17 protein-coding genes, 1 pseudogene and 1 riboswitch are annotated in these 18590 nt (G+C 44.9%); of the genes and pseudogenes, 11 read left to right on the top strand and 7 right to left on the bottom strand.

The features are described 5' to 3' along the window. Positions 1–24: 24 nt before the first annotated feature. Entirely contained in the window at positions 25–591 is a 567-nt protein-coding gene (lepB, locus tag H6F74_RS03485) for a signal peptidase I (RefSeq protein ID WP_199300802.1), read from the bottom strand. Between the two features lie 609 nt (positions 592–1200). On the opposite strand from lepB, the gene H6F74_RS03480 reads away from it, so the two are divergent. Continuing rightward, on the top strand, positions 1201–2070 hold the full coding sequence (locus H6F74_RS03480; RefSeq protein WP_199300792.1) for an XDD3 family exosortase-dependent surface protein: 870 nt from the start codon (positions 1201–1203) through the stop codon (positions 2068–2070). Between the two features lie 151 nt (positions 2071–2221). Next, positions 2222–3589 carry an S-layer homology domain-containing protein gene (locus H6F74_RS03475; protein ID WP_190436329.1) on the top strand — a complete coding sequence of 456 codons (1368 nt, stop codon included), beginning with the start codon at positions 2222–2224 and terminating at the stop codon, positions 3587–3589. Here the strand turns inward: H6F74_RS03475 and H6F74_RS03470 are convergent. After that, complete coding sequence (locus H6F74_RS03470) at positions 3580–3819, bottom strand: hypothetical protein (protein WP_190436326.1); 240 nt, start codon at positions 3817–3819, stop codon at positions 3580–3582. The genes H6F74_RS03475 and H6F74_RS03470 overlap by 10 nt on opposite strands. Positions 3820–3920: 101 nt before the next feature. Continuing rightward, positions 3921–4069, top strand: a riboswitch (cobalamin riboswitch). A gap of 129 nt (positions 4070–4198) precedes the next feature. Here H6F74_RS03470 and H6F74_RS03465 point away from each other — a divergent pair. Then, positions 4199–4858 (top strand): HupE/UreJ family protein, encoded by a 660-nt coding sequence (locus H6F74_RS03465; protein WP_190436323.1) that lies wholly within the window; start codon positions 4199–4201, stop codon positions 4856–4858. Between the two features lie 182 nt (positions 4859–5040). On the opposite strand, the gene H6F74_RS03460 is transcribed toward H6F74_RS03465, so the two are convergent. Together H6F74_RS03460 and H6F74_RS03455 are read right to left on the bottom strand one after the other, a co-directional pair. Next, complete coding sequence (locus H6F74_RS03460; RefSeq protein ID WP_190436320.1) at positions 5041–5883, bottom strand: M56 family metallopeptidase; 843 nt, start codon at positions 5881–5883, stop codon at positions 5041–5043. A 5-nt stretch (positions 5884–5888) separates the two neighbouring features. Next, a complete protein-coding gene (locus tag H6F74_RS03455; protein ID WP_190425258.1) occupies positions 5889–6305 on the bottom strand; it encodes a BlaI/MecI/CopY family transcriptional regulator in 417 nt (138 codons plus the stop codon). 542 nt (positions 6306–6847) lie between these two features. Between H6F74_RS03455 and H6F74_RS03450 the strand changes: the two genes are divergently transcribed. The 5 genes from H6F74_RS03450 to H6F74_RS03430 all read left to right on the top strand — a co-directional run bounded on the left by H6F74_RS03450 (position 6848) and on the right by H6F74_RS03430 (position 11890). After that, on the top strand, positions 6848–7915 hold the full coding sequence (locus H6F74_RS03450) for an SGNH/GDSL hydrolase family protein (protein ID WP_199300791.1): 1068 nt from the start codon (positions 6848–6850) through the stop codon (positions 7913–7915). 151 nt (positions 7916–8066) lie between these two features. Further along, positions 8067–9125, top strand: a complete 1059-nt coding sequence (locus tag H6F74_RS03445) for a M20/M25/M40 family metallo-hydrolase (protein ID WP_190436318.1) — start codon at positions 8067–8069, stop codon at positions 9123–9125. Between the two features lie 55 nt (positions 9126–9180). Next, complete coding sequence (locus tag H6F74_RS03440) at positions 9181–9642, top strand: CBS domain-containing protein (RefSeq protein ID WP_190436315.1); 462 nt, start codon at positions 9181–9183, stop codon at positions 9640–9642. A gap of 98 nt (positions 9643–9740) precedes the next feature. Beyond that, complete coding sequence (nblB, locus tag H6F74_RS03435; RefSeq protein WP_190436310.1) at positions 9741–10409, top strand: phycobilisome degradation protein NblB; 669 nt, start codon at positions 9741–9743, stop codon at positions 10407–10409. A 656-nt stretch (positions 10410–11065) separates the two neighbouring features. Further along, complete coding sequence (locus H6F74_RS03430) at positions 11066–11890, top strand: PEP-CTERM sorting domain-containing protein (RefSeq protein ID WP_190436307.1); 825 nt, start codon at positions 11066–11068, stop codon at positions 11888–11890. A gap of 286 nt (positions 11891–12176) precedes the next feature. Here H6F74_RS03430 and hpsE read toward each other — a convergent pair whose 3' ends face one another. After that, positions 12177–13130, bottom strand: a complete 954-nt coding sequence (gene hpsE, locus H6F74_RS03425; RefSeq protein WP_190436304.1) for a hormogonium polysaccharide biosynthesis glycosyltransferase HpsE — start codon at positions 13128–13130, stop codon at positions 12177–12179. Positions 13131–13390: 260 nt separating this feature from the next. Between hpsE and H6F74_RS03420 the strand changes: the two genes are divergently transcribed. After that, positions 13391–14488, top strand: a complete 1098-nt coding sequence (locus H6F74_RS03420) for a polysaccharide pyruvyl transferase family protein (protein ID WP_190436300.1) — start codon at positions 13391–13393, stop codon at positions 14486–14488. A 108-nt stretch (positions 14489–14596) separates the two neighbouring features. After that, positions 14597–15712, top strand: coding sequence for a glycosyltransferase (locus tag H6F74_RS03415; protein ID WP_190436298.1), 1116 nt, complete (start codon positions 14597–14599; stop codon positions 15710–15712). A gap of 65 nt (positions 15713–15777) precedes the next feature. Here the strand turns inward: H6F74_RS03415 and H6F74_RS03410 are convergent, their stop codons facing one another. Further along, on the bottom strand, positions 15778–16536 hold the full coding sequence (locus H6F74_RS03410) for a HEAT repeat domain-containing protein (protein WP_190436282.1): 759 nt from the start codon (positions 16534–16536) through the stop codon (positions 15778–15780). Positions 16537–17818: 1282 nt separating this feature from the next. Here H6F74_RS03410 and H6F74_RS29820 point away from each other — a divergent pair. Further along, positions 17819–17911, top strand: a pseudogene (locus H6F74_RS29820) (IS1 family transposase); the annotation flags it as partial. Positions 17912–18131: 220 nt separating this feature from the next. On the opposite strand, the gene H6F74_RS03400 reads toward H6F74_RS29820, so the two are convergent. Further along, positions 18132–18590: a GNAT family N-acetyltransferase gene (locus H6F74_RS03400; RefSeq protein WP_190436278.1), complete on the bottom strand. Its 459-nt coding sequence runs from the start codon at positions 18588–18590 to the stop codon at positions 18132–18134.

The raw sequence follows: 18590 nt of genomic DNA, 5'->3' as shown, positions 1-18590 counted from the left end.
GTCGTTGGGTATTTTTGCTGACTACTAAGCACGACTAATGCGACTGGCAGGCCAAAAGCGAAAAAAGGCGCGACCAATGACATTTTTCTGAGGCAAAAATCCCCAAACATGGGAATCATTGCTGTTATTACGATTATCGCCCATGACAAGCAGGTGGTCTTCAGGCACCAGCGCTGGCCCCCAGTTATATTCTGGGGGTTCTGCGATGTAGTCTTCCTGTAGCGGAGAGTTATCCAGGTAGACCTTGCCATTTTTAACTTTAACAACGTGACCGGGCGTGCCAATCACTCGTTTAATGAAGGCTTGGTCTTTGGCGTAGCCTTGAATTTGTAATTTTTGGGGAGGGTCAAAGACGACAATATCACCTTGGTTAGGTGCGTGAAAACGGTAAGAGATTTTTTCTACCACCAAGCGATCGCCCACTTGCAACGTCGGCAGCATAGAATCAGAAGGAATATAGCGAGGTTCTGCCACAAACGTCCGAATAAACAGCGCCAGACAAAGGGCAATCAGCAAAATTTGCAGGTTTTCCGCCACTTGCTGCCATATCCGCAACTTTAGCGAAGTCTTACCCGTATTTTTACCGGGCATTACACCCTTGGAGTCCACTGCTTCAACGAGCTTCGATTCGCTTAGCTTCAGATTGACTCCATCCTCAGCAGCAGCATCCCCCTTAGCTACAGCCGGAAGCCCCACTTCCGCCGCACTTGATGTAGCAAAATCTTTTTCCTCAGATGTCATAGAAGTTTCAGCTAAAAATATTTGGCGTTAAGAGCCATAAAAACAGTCTGACCCATTTCGGTCAAAAGCCAACATACCACGCGACCTCTGGTTTAGATCCATTGGATTACAGTAGGCTGTAATATTTCTCAACCTTCAAATACTCTTTTTGTTTTACTCTTTACTCAAGCCAAATACGGGAGGGTTAGAAATTAATTGTAAGTGGGGTTGAGGTACCTCAACCTAGCCAAAATTTAATATTTTGAGCTTCTAACACTCCCCTATTGCCCAAGCATCAGTAAAAATCTCCAAATATATTGATATTCTTTTTTATTACTTACGTATAAATACAAATTATTTTTTAGTAATTACTTAGCCCAAAATTAGCCTATCTTCATTTAATATTTATGGCTTAATTAATAAATTAAAGCTATAAATTTAATTAGATAAATTTAACGCAAACAAAGGTTTGTCTATCCTATGCAACTGCGGAACATTGCTACTTTAATTGCTGGTATGGCTGCGAGTCTAGGACTGATTTCTATAACTGGACAACAAGCTAATGCGGGAACCTTATATCAAAATTGGAACTATAGTATTGATGCTTTCAATGATGGCTCTGGTGGCTCAGCCTATGACATCAAAGGCATGGCAGTTAAGGAAACCTCTGACAGCATTTTTGTAGCGCTGACTGGTGGTATGCCATTAACAGGCACTTACGCCAGTGCGGCTGCTGACAAAAACATCGGCTGGGGCGACTTGTTCTTCAACTTTACGGGTAATAATTTTAAAACTGCTAGTGACGCAAAAAGTTTGTTTGGGATTCGCTTTGCAGGGGCAAACGATTCTAATGCGTCCAGCACTGGCGTATACAAAAATGTCCAAGCAGCTAGCGTTACTGGAATCAATAATGGATACAGCAGTTTGCAGCAATACAATGATGCTGGATGGTATCAACCCAATACTCTAGGCACCGATTTGCCAACCAAAGCTGATGGCTATAGATATTTCGGTCAAGGCTCGGTTCTCAATGTAATTGGTTCAGGTACAAAAGTGGGCGATATTACTATGCTCACCGCCGGGGCTTTGACTACTGCTGGACTGGACTTTGCCCACTTCGCTGCTAGCGGTACTGAAACCATTGGTTTCCAGTTTAGTAAATCTCTCCTTGGTAGCGGTGACTACTTAGCTCATGTGTTTGTTGAGTGTGCTAATGATGGCGTTGCACTGGCGGGAGAACTTAAAGATGTGCCAGAACCAACTGGGCTTGGAGGTCTTGCTGTAGTAGGTTTAGTTGTGGGTGGCTCTCGACTAAGCAAGCGTCGCCGGGTGAGGGTGAGTGTAAATTAAGCTTCTTAAGAAACCCAAAACGTAGAAACCGGGTAAATTAAAAGTTACCCGGTTTTTGGCATTTGATTTATCTGCCCTTAAACACACACAGAGGAAACCAGCTTGACGATATGCGTTAGCGTAGGAAGAAAGAGTTGTTTTCCAGTGTGCTGTGTTGCTTCATAAACGTCCTGCTATACGTGTCGGGTTAATCGGTTGCTTGTTGATTTCGTTAAGTGCTTGCGCCAACAGTGCTAATCAGGAAGCGCTTGAGCGATCGCTCGCAGCAGACCCTAAACTTAAAGAAAACCCTATTACTCTGGGAACGCCTGCTCCCAACAATCCTCAGAACGATAAACTGGCAGGTTTTCCAGCAGAAATACCCCTTTATTCAGATGCTCAGGTGCAAGAAGTCACACCAGCGACACCTGACTCTGGTCAAGGTCAGACAGCCCGTTTTACAACCGATGCCCCCAGTAACTCAGTTCTAAGCTTTTACCAGCAACAGTTTCAATCTAATAACTGGGATTTGGTTAGCGAGTCCGAAACGGGTGGCACCGAAAACACATTGGTAGCTCGTCAGAATAACCTGCAAGTTACGGTGTCCGTCCAGTCAGTTTCTGGCACTAGCAACCCCACGCCTACGCCCACTCAATCCGCTGTTGGTAACAATTCAAACATAGCCACAGAATTTACTATCAGCTATAGCCGCGATGCCAGCGTTGCCACAACACCTCAAGGGAGTAATTTAAAAGATATTTTCACTCAGCCAGCTAGTGAAAATCCCGCTCCCTCAACTAGCTCATCAGTATTCACTGATATAAATAAAGCACCCCAAGAATTACGTCAGTACGTAGAAGACCTAGCAGCATTGGGGGTACTTAATCAACCAGTTGGCTCCAAAAATAACTCAACTGCCAGCGGACAGTTTGAACCGAATAAAACTATCACCCGCCGCCAATTTGCCCGGTGGCTGGTTGCAGTTAATAATCAAATTCATGCCAATAATCCAGGCAAACAAATCCGTTTGGCATCAAATAGCGCTCAACCAGCTTTTCAAGACATTCCCCGAAATAACCCAGATTTTTCAGCTATTCAAGGTTTAGCGGAGTCGGGGTTAATTCCCAGTCGATTGACAGGTGATGCTACCGCTGTTCTATTTCGCCCCGATGCACCTCTAACCCGCGAAAATCTGATTCTCTGGAAAGTGCCTCTAGATACGCGCTCCTCTTTACCCACAGCTTCAGTTGACGCGGTGAAGCAAACGTGGGGATTTCAGGATGCAGGCAAAACTGAACCAAAGGCTTTGCGGGCGGTGTTGGCGGATTTCCAGAATGGAGATTTAGCGAATATCCGGCGAGTTTTTGGGTATACGACGTTGTTCCAGCCGAAAAAACCTGTAACTCGTGCTGAGGCGGCGGCGGCTCTGTGGTACTTTGGCGCTGAAGGTGAAGGAATATCAGCTCAAGATACTTTGCAGAGTCAGCGTCAACAAAGCCAGCCATCACCTACACCTTCAAGTTCTCCAAATCAGCAGTAATTAATGATGTACGTTGGGGAGCCACCCTTTGATTGAGGTGCGCTCCCCCTTTCAGTTACTTTCTCACGCAACCAACCCCAATTCATGCCTTGAGATTTACGCATAGGTTGCAAATTTTTAGTTTTACTTGTAGGCAATTTCAAATTTTTAATAAGTTGCTGGTTGTCATCAATTATCAAAATTTCCTCCAGCGCCTCATTGATTTCCCCATTGGGATCACTTAGGCACATATTCGCTCACTCCTCAAATAAAGTTCGTTCACTCTGAGGGTTTCGTAGCCTTTGCAGTGAATTTTACAGACATTTTTTCAAATGCCAACCCTGAAGTGATATGATTGCTCTGCTCAATAGGTTCTGGTGAGGAGCAGCCACCAGAGTTAAGGGGAAAGTTCGGTGCAAGTCCGGCGCTGTCCCGCAGCTGTGATGAGGCATTAGTTACAGCCTCTAAGTCAGAATGCCCACCGATGCGAGATAAAGGGGCTGGGGACTAGGGACTAGGGACTAGGAACTGGGGACTTGGGACTGGGTAAGAATTTTTCCTCTTCCCCAATCCCCAATCCTAATTACCAATCCACAGTAAAGAATTTGATACATCTGCGAGGTACAGATTATGACTAAAATTAAACACTTTAATTTGTTCAAGCTACTGCCAAGATACACAAGCGTCGCTGCTTTAATTGGGGTTGGCTGTTTAATTGCCCAAAAGCCTGCTTACGCTCACCATCCTATGGGCGGTAACGTACCTTCTAATTTCTTTGAAGGGTTTCTCTCAGGGCTGGCGCACCCGCTGATTGGCTTGGATCATTTTGCTTTTGTGATTGCTATTGGCTTACTGGCGGTTGGCCAAGTGCAGGGCGCACTGATACCAGGGGGATTTGTCCTAGCAGCAATGGTAGGAACTGGGATTCATTTACTGAACGTTGATTTACCAGTAGTAGAGATAATTATTGCTGTAAGCGCGATCGCATTTGGGGCGATGCTGGTAAAACAAAATAAACCTAACTGGATTTTACAGATAATTTTGGGTGCGATCGCGGGTTTATTTCACGGTTACGCTTATGGTGAGGCGATTATCGGTGCTGGGATGACTCCGCTATTTGCCTACTTACTGGGTTTTACTTTAATTCAGTATGGCGTTGCTTTTGGTGCTTTCCGGTTTGGTAGTGCGGCGATTGGGAAATTTAACACTCAACGTTTATCCTTTCTGCAACTCGCAGGTTTGGCTATATCCTCAATTGGTGTTGTATTCCTCGCGTCGTCAATTAGTTAGTCATTATTTAATGACGTTTGAAGGTTTCAACTTGACAAATTGACAATTGATATCAAGCCTGGTTGATTACCCGTAATTTTCTGGAATCCGGAACCCCGCCCCCAACCCCTCCCCGCAAGCGGGGAGGGGAGCCGGAGCCGCAGGCGAGGGCGGGGAGAGGTTCTTTTATTTTGACTCACAAATTATGTGTGAAATGGCAAACTAACCAGAGGCAGAAACGCCAAAACTAACCACTTCCAAGACCACATATTATTAGGGCATCGTGGCAATGGTTCTTGTGAGAGAAGCGCTTCTATGCGCTCCGTCAAACGATTTGGGGGTGCAACAGAACTGAAAGCAGCACAGAAGTTCTCTGATTGAATCGGTGAACGACTCCCCACCCAAAGCAGAGATTCAGCTAACACTAAAGAATCTACCTTTTGTGCCGCCCATCTATCGGCTCGTAGTTCGCGCAAAAGCAAAAGTTCCTGCCATAAACTTTCTGTATTCGGTAGAAAAGAGGTAAGCGATCGCATCCATCCGAGCCAGAAAAACCAAAAGGTATCCCGATAATAATAATGTCCTTGCTCGTGGGCAATTACAGCATCGAGATGATCCGTATCCAACATTTCCAATAATCCCCGGCTAACGACTAATTCCGGTTCCCAGAAACCAACCTGGGCGCTAAATAGAACGTTTGCGTCGAGAAAACGAACTGTGCCATCAAGTTCGATTTGGGGATAAGTGCGTGTTTGTCGCACAGAACGCCATCCCTCAATGGCTAATTTGAGGCATAAAACGACAGCATACCCTAGAAAGCTTAGAGCCAGAGAATAGCTGAACCATCCGGTTTGCAACCCTCCCATTTGTCCGTTGGCACCCATGCACAGCAGCGCGATCGCTGTCATTATTAGTAACAGTGGCCCAAATAGAAATGACCAAAGCGCTGTTTGCCAACGTTCTTGCCAATTTCCTACAGGATAAGACCATCGCCATCTCAGAAACCAAATCAACAAGAGCGCAAAAAGAATCATCACTAAGTGCATTACTTTTACTCCTCTCTAGCTTGGCGTGCAGCTGCCAGACGAAGCGCGATCGCTTCTATTTGCTCTAAACTCGCAGAGTCGAGACTATCTGCGAAGGCGGCGACTACATCCGGGTTTCCCACTGCCAAAAATTTGTGTAACTGATCGTGAGCTTCTATTACCTGCGCCTGGGAGCGAGAAACTAAAGCTCGCCAAGAAAATGTACGTTCTTTTTTATCACACGCAAGCCAACCTTTCTCAGTCAAGCGACGCAGTACCGTTGTGACTGAAGTATAAGCTAACTCTCGCTCAGGATCTGCCAAAATGCGTTCGTGTACATCCTTTACGGTGGCAGAACCAAGTTCCCAAATGATACTCAATATCTCTCTTTCCAAAGGCCCCAAGGACATTTGTTTAGGGCGGTAGTTGGGCATCGAAGCCATATTATCAAATCCAATTAAATAGTTATCTTGTCGGTAAGGTTGCTAATCACAATTAGTTAATAATTGTACCATTCGTCTTAAATCTTAATACCCAAAAGCAACTTATTCCTAAATAAATTAGTCCCTGTATAATCAACCCTTCTTATGTAACCTGTAGGATAGGCTCTCATACCCTGTCGTTCTTGTGATGAGGGAGCGCTACAAAGGAAGATATATTTCACAACTTGTTTAGGCGTTATATAGCAATCCTCGGCAGAGTTTTGAGCCAGCCCTTCAGATACCCGACTTCGACTTCGTAAGAGTTATCGGCTATCTCGCCTTCACGAATCATTTAGGACTACTATAGCTTTACTAAATAAGTGGGCTGGGTTTCGTTTTCTAAGCTTAGGCGTGACCGATCTCCGTAATATTTTCGCTACCCCGGTTTTTTCTGAGTTTAGCAAAAGCTTCACATAAAATTCACACAACCTATGTATTTTCTGTGTGCAAATACACAGAAAAAGGTTTAGAGTTAAAAATCAGCAGAAAATAAAGGAAGGAAAATGACTATGCAAAAACAAATTCTCGCCACAGGATTTTTCCTCTTATCTTTTATGTTGCCGCTGAAGGCAACGGCAGCAACATTATTTAGCGGGCTTTACGTATTTGGTGACAGTATCTCGGACACAGGTAATGTTTTCAATGTGTCCACGGCTCTAAACGCAAGCAATCCCACTATCCCAATCATTCCTCCTAGCCCTTTCTACTCTAATGGACGTTTCTCCAATGGCCCGGTATGGGTAGATTATCTCGCCCAAGATTTAGGTTTAAGCCTGACTCCGTACACCGATCCCACTTTGGGTACTCAGCCAATTCAAGGCATAAACTTTGCTTTCGGCGGTGCTACAACAGGAACTGATAACACTATTTTTCCTCTTTTACCAGGATTGCAGCAACAGATTGGATTTTTTTCCAATCTGATACCAGCTTCTCAGACTGCTGACAAAAATGCTCTCTATATAGTCTTGGCTGGGGCTAATGATTACTTACCTACACAAAGCAGTTTTAAGCCTTATACAGAACCTGACAAAACCATCGAAAACATAACCTCTGCGGTTAGATCGCTGGCTGCACTTGAAGCTAAAAATATTATGGTAGTTAACTTGCCAGATTTGGGCAAACTGCCACTCACCTCCGGAACTCCGGATGCTGATAGGCTCAACGCTTTGACACAAAAGCATAACTCCAGTTTGTTCAAAACTCTGGATAATTTGAGTGACGATTTAGCGCCCGATGTTAACCTAATTTCCCTGGATTTTAATTCGGCATTTAATGACGCGATCGCTAATCCAGCAAAATATAATTTCACGAATGTAACCAAATCTTGTTTATTCAACCAATGTACGAATCCTAACGAGTATTTGTTTTGGGATCTGATCCATCCGTCAACTGCAACTCATAAGATACTGGGAGAATTAGCCTATTCAAGGCTGACAGCACCAACCGAACCTGGAAAGAGCGTTCCAGAACCGGCTTCGGGGCTGGGTATATTAGCTTTTGGTGCTTTAGGTGCGGGTTCCGTGTTGAAAGGCAAACAGAAAAAAGTCAGAGCAGGGGCGACTGAAGTATAAATGGTAAATGGGTAGAAGCATCCCATTTTTGGTAACGTGATGCTCCAAAAACAAAGCCTGTCAACGCAACGGCTAAAATAAAGCCCGCGCACTATCCAGGCTTTGTTGTTCGCCCTTGACTTTAGTCGTCAGGCGTTTTTACTTTGTAAGCATGACTTTGTTGGATTACGACAATCTTTTCCAAACGATTGAAGAATTAGTGCTGCACCATTCTCCCAGCGGCGCTGAAGGAGAAATTGACCAGCTGTTAATCAGGCGATTTCAGGCGGCTGGCGTGGAAGTTTGGCAGGATAGTGCAGGTAATGTAATTGCCAAGATTGCGGGACAAAATCCACAAAAAGCGATCGCTATCACCGCCCACAAAGACGAAATTGGTGGCATCGTCAAACAAGTTGGTAACGAGGGACGGGTAGAAGTTCGCCGTCTTGGAGGCTCCTTTCCTTGGGTTTATGGCGAAGGCGCTGTAGACTTACTGGGAGACGAGCAAACGATTACCGGAATTCTCTCTTTTGGATCGCGTCACATTTCCCACGAATCCCCCCAAAAGTCTCAGCAAGAAGATACTCCGGTGCGTTGGGAAGATGCCTGGGTGGAAACTAAATGCACCCTCCCAGAACTAGAAGCAGCAGGAATTCGACCGGGAACCCGAATGGTAGTCGGGAAGCATCGCAAGCGCCCGGTAAGAATGAAGGATTGGATTGCCAGTTATACGCTGGATAATAAGGCATCTGTGGCGATTTTGTTGGCGCTGGCGGAAACGGTAAAAAAGCCAGCAGTTGATGTTTATTTGGTGGCTTCTGCTAAAGAAGAAGTTGGCGCAATTGGCGCGATGTACTTTACCCAGAAGCAGCACGTAGATGCTTTGATTGCCTTGGAAATCTGCCCATTGTCGCCGGAATACCCAGTTGCAGACGGAGTAGCGCCAGTGCTGCTTTCTCAGGATGGCTATGGCATCTATGATGAAACGCTGAATTGGCAGATACGGCAAGTAGCGCAAAAGCTGTTTATTCCGGTGCAATTGGCGACGTTGAGTGGTTTTGGCAGCGATGCCTCAATTGCGATGAAGTTCGGTCATGTTGCTCGTGCAGCTTGTCTCTCCTTTGCCACACAAAACACGCACGGTTACGAGATTGCTCATTTGGGAGCGATCGCTAACTGCACCCATATCCTTTGCGCCTACTGCGAAACAGAATTTGCTAATAGCTATTGATCCCCGCAATTACCTACAATAAAGCTACCCATCCTGTGACAGATGTGAGCCACGTATGTCGAAAACTGTAGCCGACGTTATGAGCCGCGACCCTATTTTGGTGCGGACTGACACGCCTCTCAAAGAGGCTATCCAAATCCTGGCAGAACGACGCATCAGCGGTTTGCCAGTGGTGGATGAAAATGGAAAATTGGTGGGGGTAATCTCAGAAACCGACTTGATGTGGCAAGAAACCGGGGCGACTCCCCCCGCTTACATCATGTTTCTAGACAGTGTGATTTATCTGCAAAACCCAGGCACTTACGAACGAGAACTGCATAAGGCGCTGGGGCAAACAGTCGGGGAAGTAATGACCTCTGATGCAATTACAATTGCACCTGATAAATTCTTGCGGGAAGCCGCCGCGCTAATGCACGAGCGAAATGTGCGCCGTTTGCCAGTGATTGATCAATCAGAGCAAGTGATTGGCATCCTCACTCGTGGGGATATTGTGCGGGCAATGGCGGCAGAAATGTAGTACCTATCATTACTCACCCTAAGAGTAAGAAAGTAAAATCCCTACCCAACCTTTTAATCCAACCTTCAAACATCTACGACAACTAACAACAAATACTAATGAGCATTACCCCTGAGTCTGTTAAAGAATTGCTGGGTTCAGATAATTTTGGCGATCGCATCCGTGCGATTAACCAGTTGCGCCAGTTAGAAGTAGCGATCGCATTTGAACTAATTCAACCTGTTGTTACTGACAGCAATACCAGAGTTCGATATGCAGCTGTCAGCCAGATGGATACGCTGGGACACCAAGATTTAGAAAAAAGTTTAACAATATTACGCGATCGCCTCTTCAACGACCCTGAAGCCGACGTACAAGCTGCTGCTGCTGATGCGCTGGGAGCGCTGAAGCTAAAAGATGCCTTCTTAGACTTGCAGCAAGTTTACCAACAAAGCCCCGAATGGCTCGTCAAATTCAGTATTATTGCCGCCTTGGGGGAAATGGGCGACGAGCGAGCTTTTGACCTGTTACAAGAAGCCCTCACCTCCGATAACGACCTGGTACAAACAGCTGCTATTTCCTCACTAGGAGAACTAGGAGATCCGCGAGCAGTTTCCCTCATCGTTCCCTATGCTACCCATCCAGACTGGCAAATCCGCTACCGAGTAGTACACGCGCTCAACAGGTTAGGCGGCACAGAGGCACGCTCCACACTAGAAGCTTTGGCAAATGATCAAGTCGAGCAAGTAGCCGAAGAAGCCAAAACTTCTTTAAGATCCGTCTCCTAGCCTGTCTAATAGCGTTTGTAGTGTTGCCGATCAAGGAATCGATTTGAGCAAGCGTATACTAACCTAAAAAAGTTTATTTTCACACCTAGGGCGAAGCATTTACCAAGTTAACCAGCGCTTAATCTGCAAACTTGTGTACAAGTGCTTCGCCTGTTTTTGCGCCTATCCAATTAAGTATTTTCCCATAGAATTTTTTAATTACAGTTACTTGTCAAGCAAGTTTCTCAGTGTTTTCCGAAAAAATATGATTTGAGCATCAGTAATTTGACGGATATTTTTATTAGTTTTATTTATTCCTAAGCAAGGAAAATTGAAATAATTAAATATTGACTTATTTCATCCTCCTTTTACCCCAACTTTATAAAAATCTCCCGAAAGTACGAAACATCTTGAAGAGTAAGTGAAGTTACGTCCGCATTCTTGCCAACCTCTAGTAGTAACCCCTATAGTGAGAATAACAAAAGCAATCAAGCTTATTTACGCGACCTACTGAGTTGAGAATTCAAAGCTAGAGTGATCCCTTAGATAACTGAGTTTCGTCCATCAGGTGCTTAAGTAGTTTCCGACACAATCATCCTTAACACTCAAGCAACTTGCCCGGTTCTACTAAAAAATAGTCACTCAACTCAAACGCTAAATATGCGGAGATTGAAATCTTGAAAACCACCTCGATCCTCAAACAGAACCTCATGAAACTCAAACAAGCTTCAACTATCGTTGGTTTACTCGCTAGCAGCGCCCTCGCGCTCTCCGTAGCTCCCGCCCAAGCATTTAGCTTTAATTCCGGCACTGATTTGGGAGGCTGTGCGGCTGTTCCCCTGGAGAATCTCGGTAACAATACGGCTTCTGCTTCTGGTCTTTCTTCATGCACCACTGATGACGGCATTACACTTACAGCTGGTGCAACTAACCCGGTTTCCGGTGGTGCGAAACTGACCAAGAAAGAAGTTAATGGGGTCAAGGGTGTAGGTGTATACAACGATTCCAGCAAAGCAAATCTTGGAAGTCAGCAAGAAACTGACTTCGGCGAAACCCTCACCTTATCGGTTGAGAAACCTACAATATTTGAATCCCTCGATTTGTCTTTCCTGTACAAGAGAGGCGAGTTCGGCGACTTCCTCAACGAAGTTGCTCAAGTTACAGCAGGTGGGTTTACTGGAACCCTAAAGGTTCTTAGTGCTACTCAGGCTCAGTGGAACTGGAACGGTATAGAGCAGTTAGTCACCGCATTAAGCCCCTCTAATAAGTCTGGCGGCGGCTTGTACAGTATTCTGAATCCTTTCGGAACTACAGCAGTTTCCAGCATTGTATTGACATCTCCCCAGGAAGCTGGAACAAGTTACAGATACAGTGACTTTGCTCTAGCAGGAGCCAAAACAGCTTCAGCTTCCGTTCCTGAACCAACAACTCTTGCTGGTCTGGGACTTGTAGGTGGGTTGTTAGTTGCTTCTCGTCGTCGCAAACGTAGCCAAGCTAGCTAGTTTTTAATTCTCAAGCAAATTAAATATAATTGGGGTGAGAAGCAGAAGTATGTTTCTTGCCTTGATTTTTTGAGATTATTTCTCAAGCAAGCGAATCTAATGTAGGGTGATTGATTGACAAAACTCTATCGCCCTCACCCCCAATCCCTATCCCTCTGGGAGAGGGGAGCGAATCCGAATCTTGTTCCCTCTCCCTGTAAAAGAGGGCTAGGGTGAGGGCGGTTTGGGCAAGAGCTATCTTTGATTTATCAGTCAACCAGAGAAAGTAGGGTGGGAAGAAACCACCCTACTTTCTTGTCTTAAAAGATTGACTCCACAGGTAAAAAGGACTGATTAAACTACTCAGTGAAAACTCCATGTCACAAGCAGCAGCAATATCTGCTTTCTGAACTACTTGATACTTGACGAACAGGTAGATGAATTTCCGCAAATCGTTGATGATATAGATGGGAAAAGCAAAAGGTCTCTGCCAAACTTTTAGCCGAATCATGCGGATATGGTGTCGAGCTAAGCCAATCCCGCGTACAACAGAGATTAAGTAGTTTCGCTCCATTCGCCAATGGGGAATTTTATGAGCAATCTGCATCTGTGGGTTGTACCAAATCTCCCAACCACCATTCTGAATATATGAGAGCGCTTCTAGGTCTTCACTAGCTAACATGGATTCCCCCACTCTCCCCTTGAGAATAAGTTGGCTAGGTACATTTTCAAGCCATGCTTGCTGGCGGACGACTAATCCTGAACCAGGAGGCAAAATTTTGTTATAACGTTCATATATAAATGCTTTTGAGCCGCGATCTACAATTGCTAGAAAGCAGGCTACTTTCTCAAAATCTTCAGGAGGATTAACCTCAAAGTCACCCTTGATGCAACCGTTGTAGGCTCCAGCTTTTGGATGCTCCTGACCAAAACTATAAGCTACTGAAACCCATTCAGGGTTCGGTAAGTTATCGTCATCGAGAAACCCGATGAATCTGCCTTTAGCTTCGGTAACGGCTCGTTGTCTGGCAAATGCCAGTCCTTTTTGAGGTTCAAAACCGTAGGTTAATGGATACGCTGGACACCAGTTAGCTTGGTAGTCTTGAACAACTTTTGCTGTACGATCAGTACTATTGTTGTCGATTACAAGAATTTCCCAGGAAATCTGCTCTGTATGAATTTGCGATCGCAGTCTTTCCAAAACTTCTGGTAATCGGTTTTCTCCGTTGTGAGTACAGATTGCCACCGTAAAGTCAACCATTATGAAAAAATAACTGTTGTTTAACGGGAATTACACGATACAAAGCTTTCTGAACTCTACTATATTATAATCTGTTAACTATTAAGCCTGCCTACTTAGCTAAAAGTAATATTTTTTGAATTAAAATTAAATATATTTTTTACTTAAATTTTATTGGTTTATATTATTCGTTACGAATTAAACCAAAACCATCTACAATAAGTGCCAGCCAGCCTGACAGCGATATCAAAGCGTAGTGCCTCAACAAAAATCATACATATATGAATGTTTCCCCTCCTGAAAACCTTAAAGATATTCTGCATAAATCGTTGGCTAAACTAGAAAGATTTGAAGAGTGTGCCTTACTAGACTATCCTAACTACTTAAATCTAGGCGACCATCTCATATGGATGGGGACTATACTTTACTTAAATGATATTTTAAAGACAAAAATTAAATACGTCGCCAATCTTACAAATTTTTCTGGAGAAGCAATGGAAAAAGAGGCTGGAAATGCTCCTATTTTCCTCAGTGGGGGCGGTAATTTTGGCGATCTCTGGCCTAATATACAAAAGTTTCGAGAAAAAATAATTACTCAATACAAAGATAAACCAATTATAATTTTACCTCAAAGCATATACTTTGCTAATCCAGATAACTTAAAAAGGTCAGCAGAAGTCATTAACCAGCATCCAAATTTAATTTTATTTACTCGCGATAATTATAGTCATAAAATCGCTATTGAAAATTTATGTAACGCTCAGGTAATTAAAGCGCCTGACATGGCATTTGAAATGCTGGGAATGCCTGGGTTACAATTAAATTATAAACCTAAAGACTCAATATTATATCTCTACAGACAAGACAGAGAGCTGAATGAGAAATTTTCTCCAGATGCGATCGCTATACCAAATTTAGTTGTAGAAGACTGGGTTTCATTCAAGTGGGTGTATGGACATCCAGACTCTAAACTTAATCAAAGTATAGCTACACTTGTTCGAGAATTCTGGCAAAGAGGTTTAAAAACTCCTGACGACTGGATATCTCGGCAAAAATGGCAACAATCCCATCTATATATCTCGAAATTTAACGGGATGTATAATTCTGCTATTCATCGCAAATCGTGGAGTTTTATCCACAGTGGAATTTATCAATTTTATCAACATCGTCTAATTATTACCAATCGCTTGCACGGTCATATTCTTTGTATTATATTAGGCATTCCTCATATATTTTTGCCTAATTCTTATTACAAGAATGAAGGATTTTATGAGAGTTGGACTAAATTTATTCCTTTTTGCAGATTTGTTAAAGAACCAGGACAAATAAAATCTACTGCCAAAGAACTTATGGAACTATTTCCGAGAGGGATGTTATAGCTATTTTCAATTGGATGAGATACTAAGATTCGCTTGAGCCATAGGGAAACCCAACCTACAAGAGACTACAAAAGACTAGGGTTATACTAGATAGCTAATAATTAAATTATGAATGCTGTTATTTCTAAACCTGTACGCATAGCTATTCTGGCGAATCCGGCTGGCGGCGGGGGGATGACAAAGGTAGTAATAAATTTGTTAAAAGGGCTGGTTATACGAGGATATGTGCCAGATTTAGTATTAGATTTTGCCCTGGATAAACCATACATAAAAGATGTTCCAAAGCAGGTAAGAATAGTTGATTTAAAAACTAAAATTGCTTACAAAACGCAAAGTGCGATAAAACTTGTACCTCCTTTAGTACGTTATTTAAGGGAAGAAAAGCCGGATTTATTAATTTCTCACTTAGTGTTTACTAATGCAGTTGTTGCGATCGCGCGGAATTTAGCCTTCGTTCCGGTATGCTTAGCATTAGTCGAACACCTGCCCCTAGCCAATAGTAGCAGTTCGCTGCTAAGGATATTCAGGCGATCGCTTTACGCGCAAGCGGATGCAGTTATAGCTGTATCAAGAGGGATGGCGCAAGAGCTTGAAACATATTTAAGCATGAAACCGGGGACAGTGCAGGCGATTTACAACCCGGTTGTAGATCCCAATCTATTTCTAGATGCACAAGCACCTTTAGATCATCCTTGGTTTCAAGCAAATCAACCACCTGTGATATTAGCTGTTGGACGACTAACAACACAAAAAGATTTTCCAACTTTGCTTCATGCTTTTGCTCGTCTGCGGTTACAACAAAAGGTGCGGTTGTTAATTTTAGGAGAAGGCGAGTTGCGAAAAAATTTACAAGCTTTGGTTGTTCAGTTGGGTTTAGAAAACGATGTTTCTCTGCCGGGATTTGTGAAAAATCCTTATGCTTTTATGAGTCGGGCGGCTGCTTTTGTGCTGTCGTCTCGTTGGGAAGGTTTGCCAACAGTTTTGATTGAAGCGATCGCTTGTGGTTGTCAGGTGGTTTCCACAGACTGTCCGAATGGCCCTAGTGAGATTTTGGCACAGGGAAAATATGGTCGTTTGGTGCCAGTGGGAGATGTTACTGCATTAGCTCAAGCGATGCAACTTGCTCTAGAAAATCCAATTGATGCGCCCCAGTTGAGGAAGCGATCGCAAGACTTTAGCATAGAACGATCTGTGTCAGAGTATTTGCAGCTAATTGGTCAGTAATCATCAGTCCAATTCCCAATTCCCCATCTCCAATCCCCAATCCCCAGTCCCTAATCCCCAATCCCCTACAACAACCCTTCCAGTTCTATCGTTTCAATCAGCTGAAGACCTCGTGGATCTCCGACTCTCAAAAGTGCGGCTTTAGCATCTTCTCGGACACCCATTTCTTCATCTTCTGCGAATGCCTCAATCAAGGCATCAATGGTAGTACCGTAGACAGCATTAGAAGGCATTTCCCGGCACAGTTGTCCCAAAGACCAGGCACAGTTGCTGCGAACTGCGGCGATCGGGTCTTGCCTTAAGGCTTCAATTAGGCATGGAATTGATGCCACAATAGCCTCGTAGCCCAACCCAGCCATTTGAGCTAGTCCGCTAGCTGCCCACAAACGGACGGCAGAAATATCTGTTTTTAAGGCATCGGTGAGGGGTGCTAAGGAACGGCGATCGCGGCAATTTCCCAAAGCCCAGACTACGCCTTTGCGGACATAGCCGTTCCAATCAAGGGATAGCCGAGAAATCAATGGCTCTACGGCGGTGGGACTGGGATTGCGCCCCAAGCCATAAGCCGCACTCACCCGCACCAAGGGACAGGGGTCACTCAACAGGCGAATCAAATGGGGAATAGCTCGTTCATCCTGAAGTTCGCAAAAAGCTCGCGCCGCTAGCATCCGTTGCTGCGTTCCCGGTGCCTCCAGCAGCGCCAACATCGCCTCTGGATCTGGCTTAGCTTGTTCCAGGGCATCGAGCGGCTCTATTTTGTCCAGAGGGCTTTCTAGCTCGGTTTCTGGATCGAGTAAGCTTAGGTCATCATCGTCTTCATACATAACTCTATAAAGTATCACTACCGATCTAAATTCCTCTAGTGTCTATCAGCATTACCTGCTCTGGAGACGCACGAAAGTTAAGAAAACTAACATTATGAGTTTGTTACCCCGATCAAAAAGTTGAATTTGGTATAGTACACGACACCAAGAACCTTTAATTTTAATGCTAGATAACAGGGGGAGGAATGTGACAGAACACCTAGAGCCATATCGACGCATGGTTCGTTCCATGCGGTTTGTACCCGCACTTGGGCGACAATACGAATCGCACCAGTCACAGATGCCATCGCCGCCGCCGCTCAACTTTTCGTCGTCGGTGCCATCTACGGTGCCACCTGTACCGGAAGCAGCCCCCGATCCATCTGAACACGTTGCTGCCTTGGTGCGGGAGGCTGTCTCGAAACCAACAGTGCTTCCAGTCACCTATGTGATCGCAGAAAATATAGGCGATCGCATTAGCCGCATGACTACTCCTAAAAAGAAGCGATCGCCGGAAATTATAGCATTCAAAATTCCCCAACCTGACCCCAACTGGAAGCCTGCTACTACAGTGTCTGATTGGCAAAAGCCAGAAGACCTGAGCCATCAGGCTTCCTCGGCACCTGTCGGTGTTGAGGAAACACCAAAAGTTGAAGTTTCCCCGGTCGAAGCCGAAACACCAGATGCTGTCGGTGTTGAGGAAACAGCAAAAGTTGAAGTTTCCCCAGTCGAAGCCGAAACACCAGATGCTGTGGGTGTTGAGGAAACACCAAAAGTTGAAGTTTCCCCGGTCGAAGCCGAAACACCTGCGGCTGATCCAGTATCAGACCAATCAACAGAGGAAACTACGGCTGCGGATGCTGTTGTTGAAGAGATGCCTGAAACGCCCTCAGATGAACCCGGAGCAACCCAACAGCCTACTCTTTTAGACAAGGCGGCATCGGCAATTGAGGCAGTTTTATCTGTTTTCCAGAAGCCAGAAACCGACCAGAACGAGTCTGATGCTACTGTAGAATCCTCGCCGACCAAGGTGGAAGCCGAAACACCTGCCTCTGTATCTCCAGCATCAGAGGAACCGACTCAGGAGACTACTGCTGCGGATGCTGTTGTTCAGGAGGTGCCTGAAACGCCCTCAGATGAACCCGAAGCCACCCAACAGCCTACTCTTTTAGACCAAGCGGCATCGGCAATTGAGGCAGTTACGTCTGTTTTCCAGAACCCAGCCGCCGACCAGAACCAGTCTGCTGTCGCACCCTCACCCGCAGCCGACCAGAAAGCCGCAGAAAGTGAGATGCCTCAGATTACCTGTCCTAAATGCGGAGCCACTGAGGTCAGGAAAAATGGGCATTACAAGGAAAAGCAAAGGTACGTTTGCAAAGAGTGTGGTAAGCAGTTTATGCCTTCTGATTCTGTTGAGCCACAGCAGCCGCAGGCATCTTCTGTGAAATCTGATAAGCCATCTTCAGGAATTTCTCAGGCTAAAAAAGGGAAGAAACAGGCAAAAGGCTTCGGTCGCCCGAAAAGTTAATGCTAATTTGGTGTGAGTAGGCACCTCTATTTAAGGGTTCCCAGGCTGAGCCTGGGAACGAGGAATTTTTCTTTTTGGAGTATCTTCTTTAAAGTGGTTTGAGCATGCACAAAGACTGGGTTTGGTACCCAAGCTGGCGGTAAAGATTTAAAGCGGGTTGGTTGGTTTGAAAGACTTGTAGACCCATTTGGCGATCGCCTCTTGCTCTTGCCCAGTTTTCGGCACTATCTACCAAAGCTTTCCCTATACCACGACGACGGTGTTCTGGCAAGACGTAGAGCAAAAAAATGTGAGCATGGCGATCGCCTGTAACCTGATCTACGGCATTTCCCAGCCACAGACACGCTACAGGGGAAGGACGATCATCTTTAGGTTCAACCCACCACAGAGGCGTTTTGCTTGAAAAGTAACTTTCAACAGTCTCAGCTAGATGAGAAAAATCTTGCTGTTCCGGGAAAAGTTCCTGGTAAGTCAGCTGCATAAACTTCAGCAGCTTGGCTCGATCTAGCCCTGACCCTTCACGCAACCCGTAACCTGGAGGCAGCAT

The organism is Trichocoleus sp. FACHB-90 (assembly GCF_014695505.1).
In the GTDB taxonomy this organism is placed as follows: domain Bacteria; phylum Cyanobacteriota; class Cyanobacteriia; order Cyanobacteriales; family FACHB-T130; genus Funiculus; species Funiculus sociatus.
Note: the sequence above shows the minus strand (reverse complement) of the source record. Positions and strands in the feature narration are given on the sequence as shown.

Excerpts from the sequence above, each read along its gene's own strand:
- H6F74_RS03480 (WP_199300792.1), top strand. The coding sequence starts at position 1,201 with ATGCAACTGCGGAACATTGCTACTTTAATTGCTGGTATGGCTGCGAGT.
- H6F74_RS03455 (WP_190425258.1), bottom strand. The coding sequence starts at position 6,305 with ATGGCTTCGATGCCCAACTACCGCCCTAAACAAATGTCCTTGGGGCCT.
- H6F74_RS03400 (WP_190436278.1), bottom strand. The coding sequence starts at position 18,590 with ATGCTGCCTCCAGGTTACGGGTTGCGTGAAGGGTCAGGGCTAGATCGA.
- lepB (WP_199300802.1), bottom strand. The coding sequence starts at position 591 with ATGCCCGGTAAAAATACGGGTAAGACTTCGCTAAAGTTGCGGATATGG.
- nblB (WP_190436310.1), top strand. The coding sequence starts at position 9,741 with ATGAGCATTACCCCTGAGTCTGTTAAAGAATTGCTGGGTTCAGATAAT.
- H6F74_RS03465 (WP_190436323.1), top strand. The coding sequence starts at position 4,199 with ATGACTAAAATTAAACACTTTAATTTGTTCAAGCTACTGCCAAGATAC.
- H6F74_RS03470 (WP_190436326.1), bottom strand. The coding sequence starts at position 3,819 with ATGTGCCTAAGTGATCCCAATGGGGAAATCAATGAGGCGCTGGAGGAA.
- H6F74_RS03440 (WP_190436315.1), top strand. The coding sequence starts at position 9,181 with ATGTCGAAAACTGTAGCCGACGTTATGAGCCGCGACCCTATTTTGGTG.
- H6F74_RS03450 (WP_199300791.1), top strand. The coding sequence starts at position 6,848 with ATGACTATGCAAAAACAAATTCTCGCCACAGGATTTTTCCTCTTATCT.
- H6F74_RS03460 (WP_190436320.1), bottom strand. The coding sequence starts at position 5,883 with ATGCACTTAGTGATGATTCTTTTTGCGCTCTTGTTGATTTGGTTTCTG.
- H6F74_RS03445 (WP_190436318.1), top strand. The coding sequence starts at position 8,067 with ATGACTTTGTTGGATTACGACAATCTTTTCCAAACGATTGAAGAATTA.
- H6F74_RS03415 (WP_190436298.1), top strand. The coding sequence starts at position 14,597 with ATGAATGCTGTTATTTCTAAACCTGTACGCATAGCTATTCTGGCGAAT.
- hpsE (WP_190436304.1), bottom strand. The coding sequence starts at position 13,130 with ATGGTTGACTTTACGGTGGCAATCTGTACTCACAACGGAGAAAACCGA.
- H6F74_RS03410 (WP_190436282.1), bottom strand. The coding sequence starts at position 16,536 with ATGTATGAAGACGATGATGACCTAAGCTTACTCGATCCAGAAACCGAG.
- H6F74_RS03420 (WP_190436300.1), top strand. The coding sequence starts at position 13,391 with ATGAATGTTTCCCCTCCTGAAAACCTTAAAGATATTCTGCATAAATCG.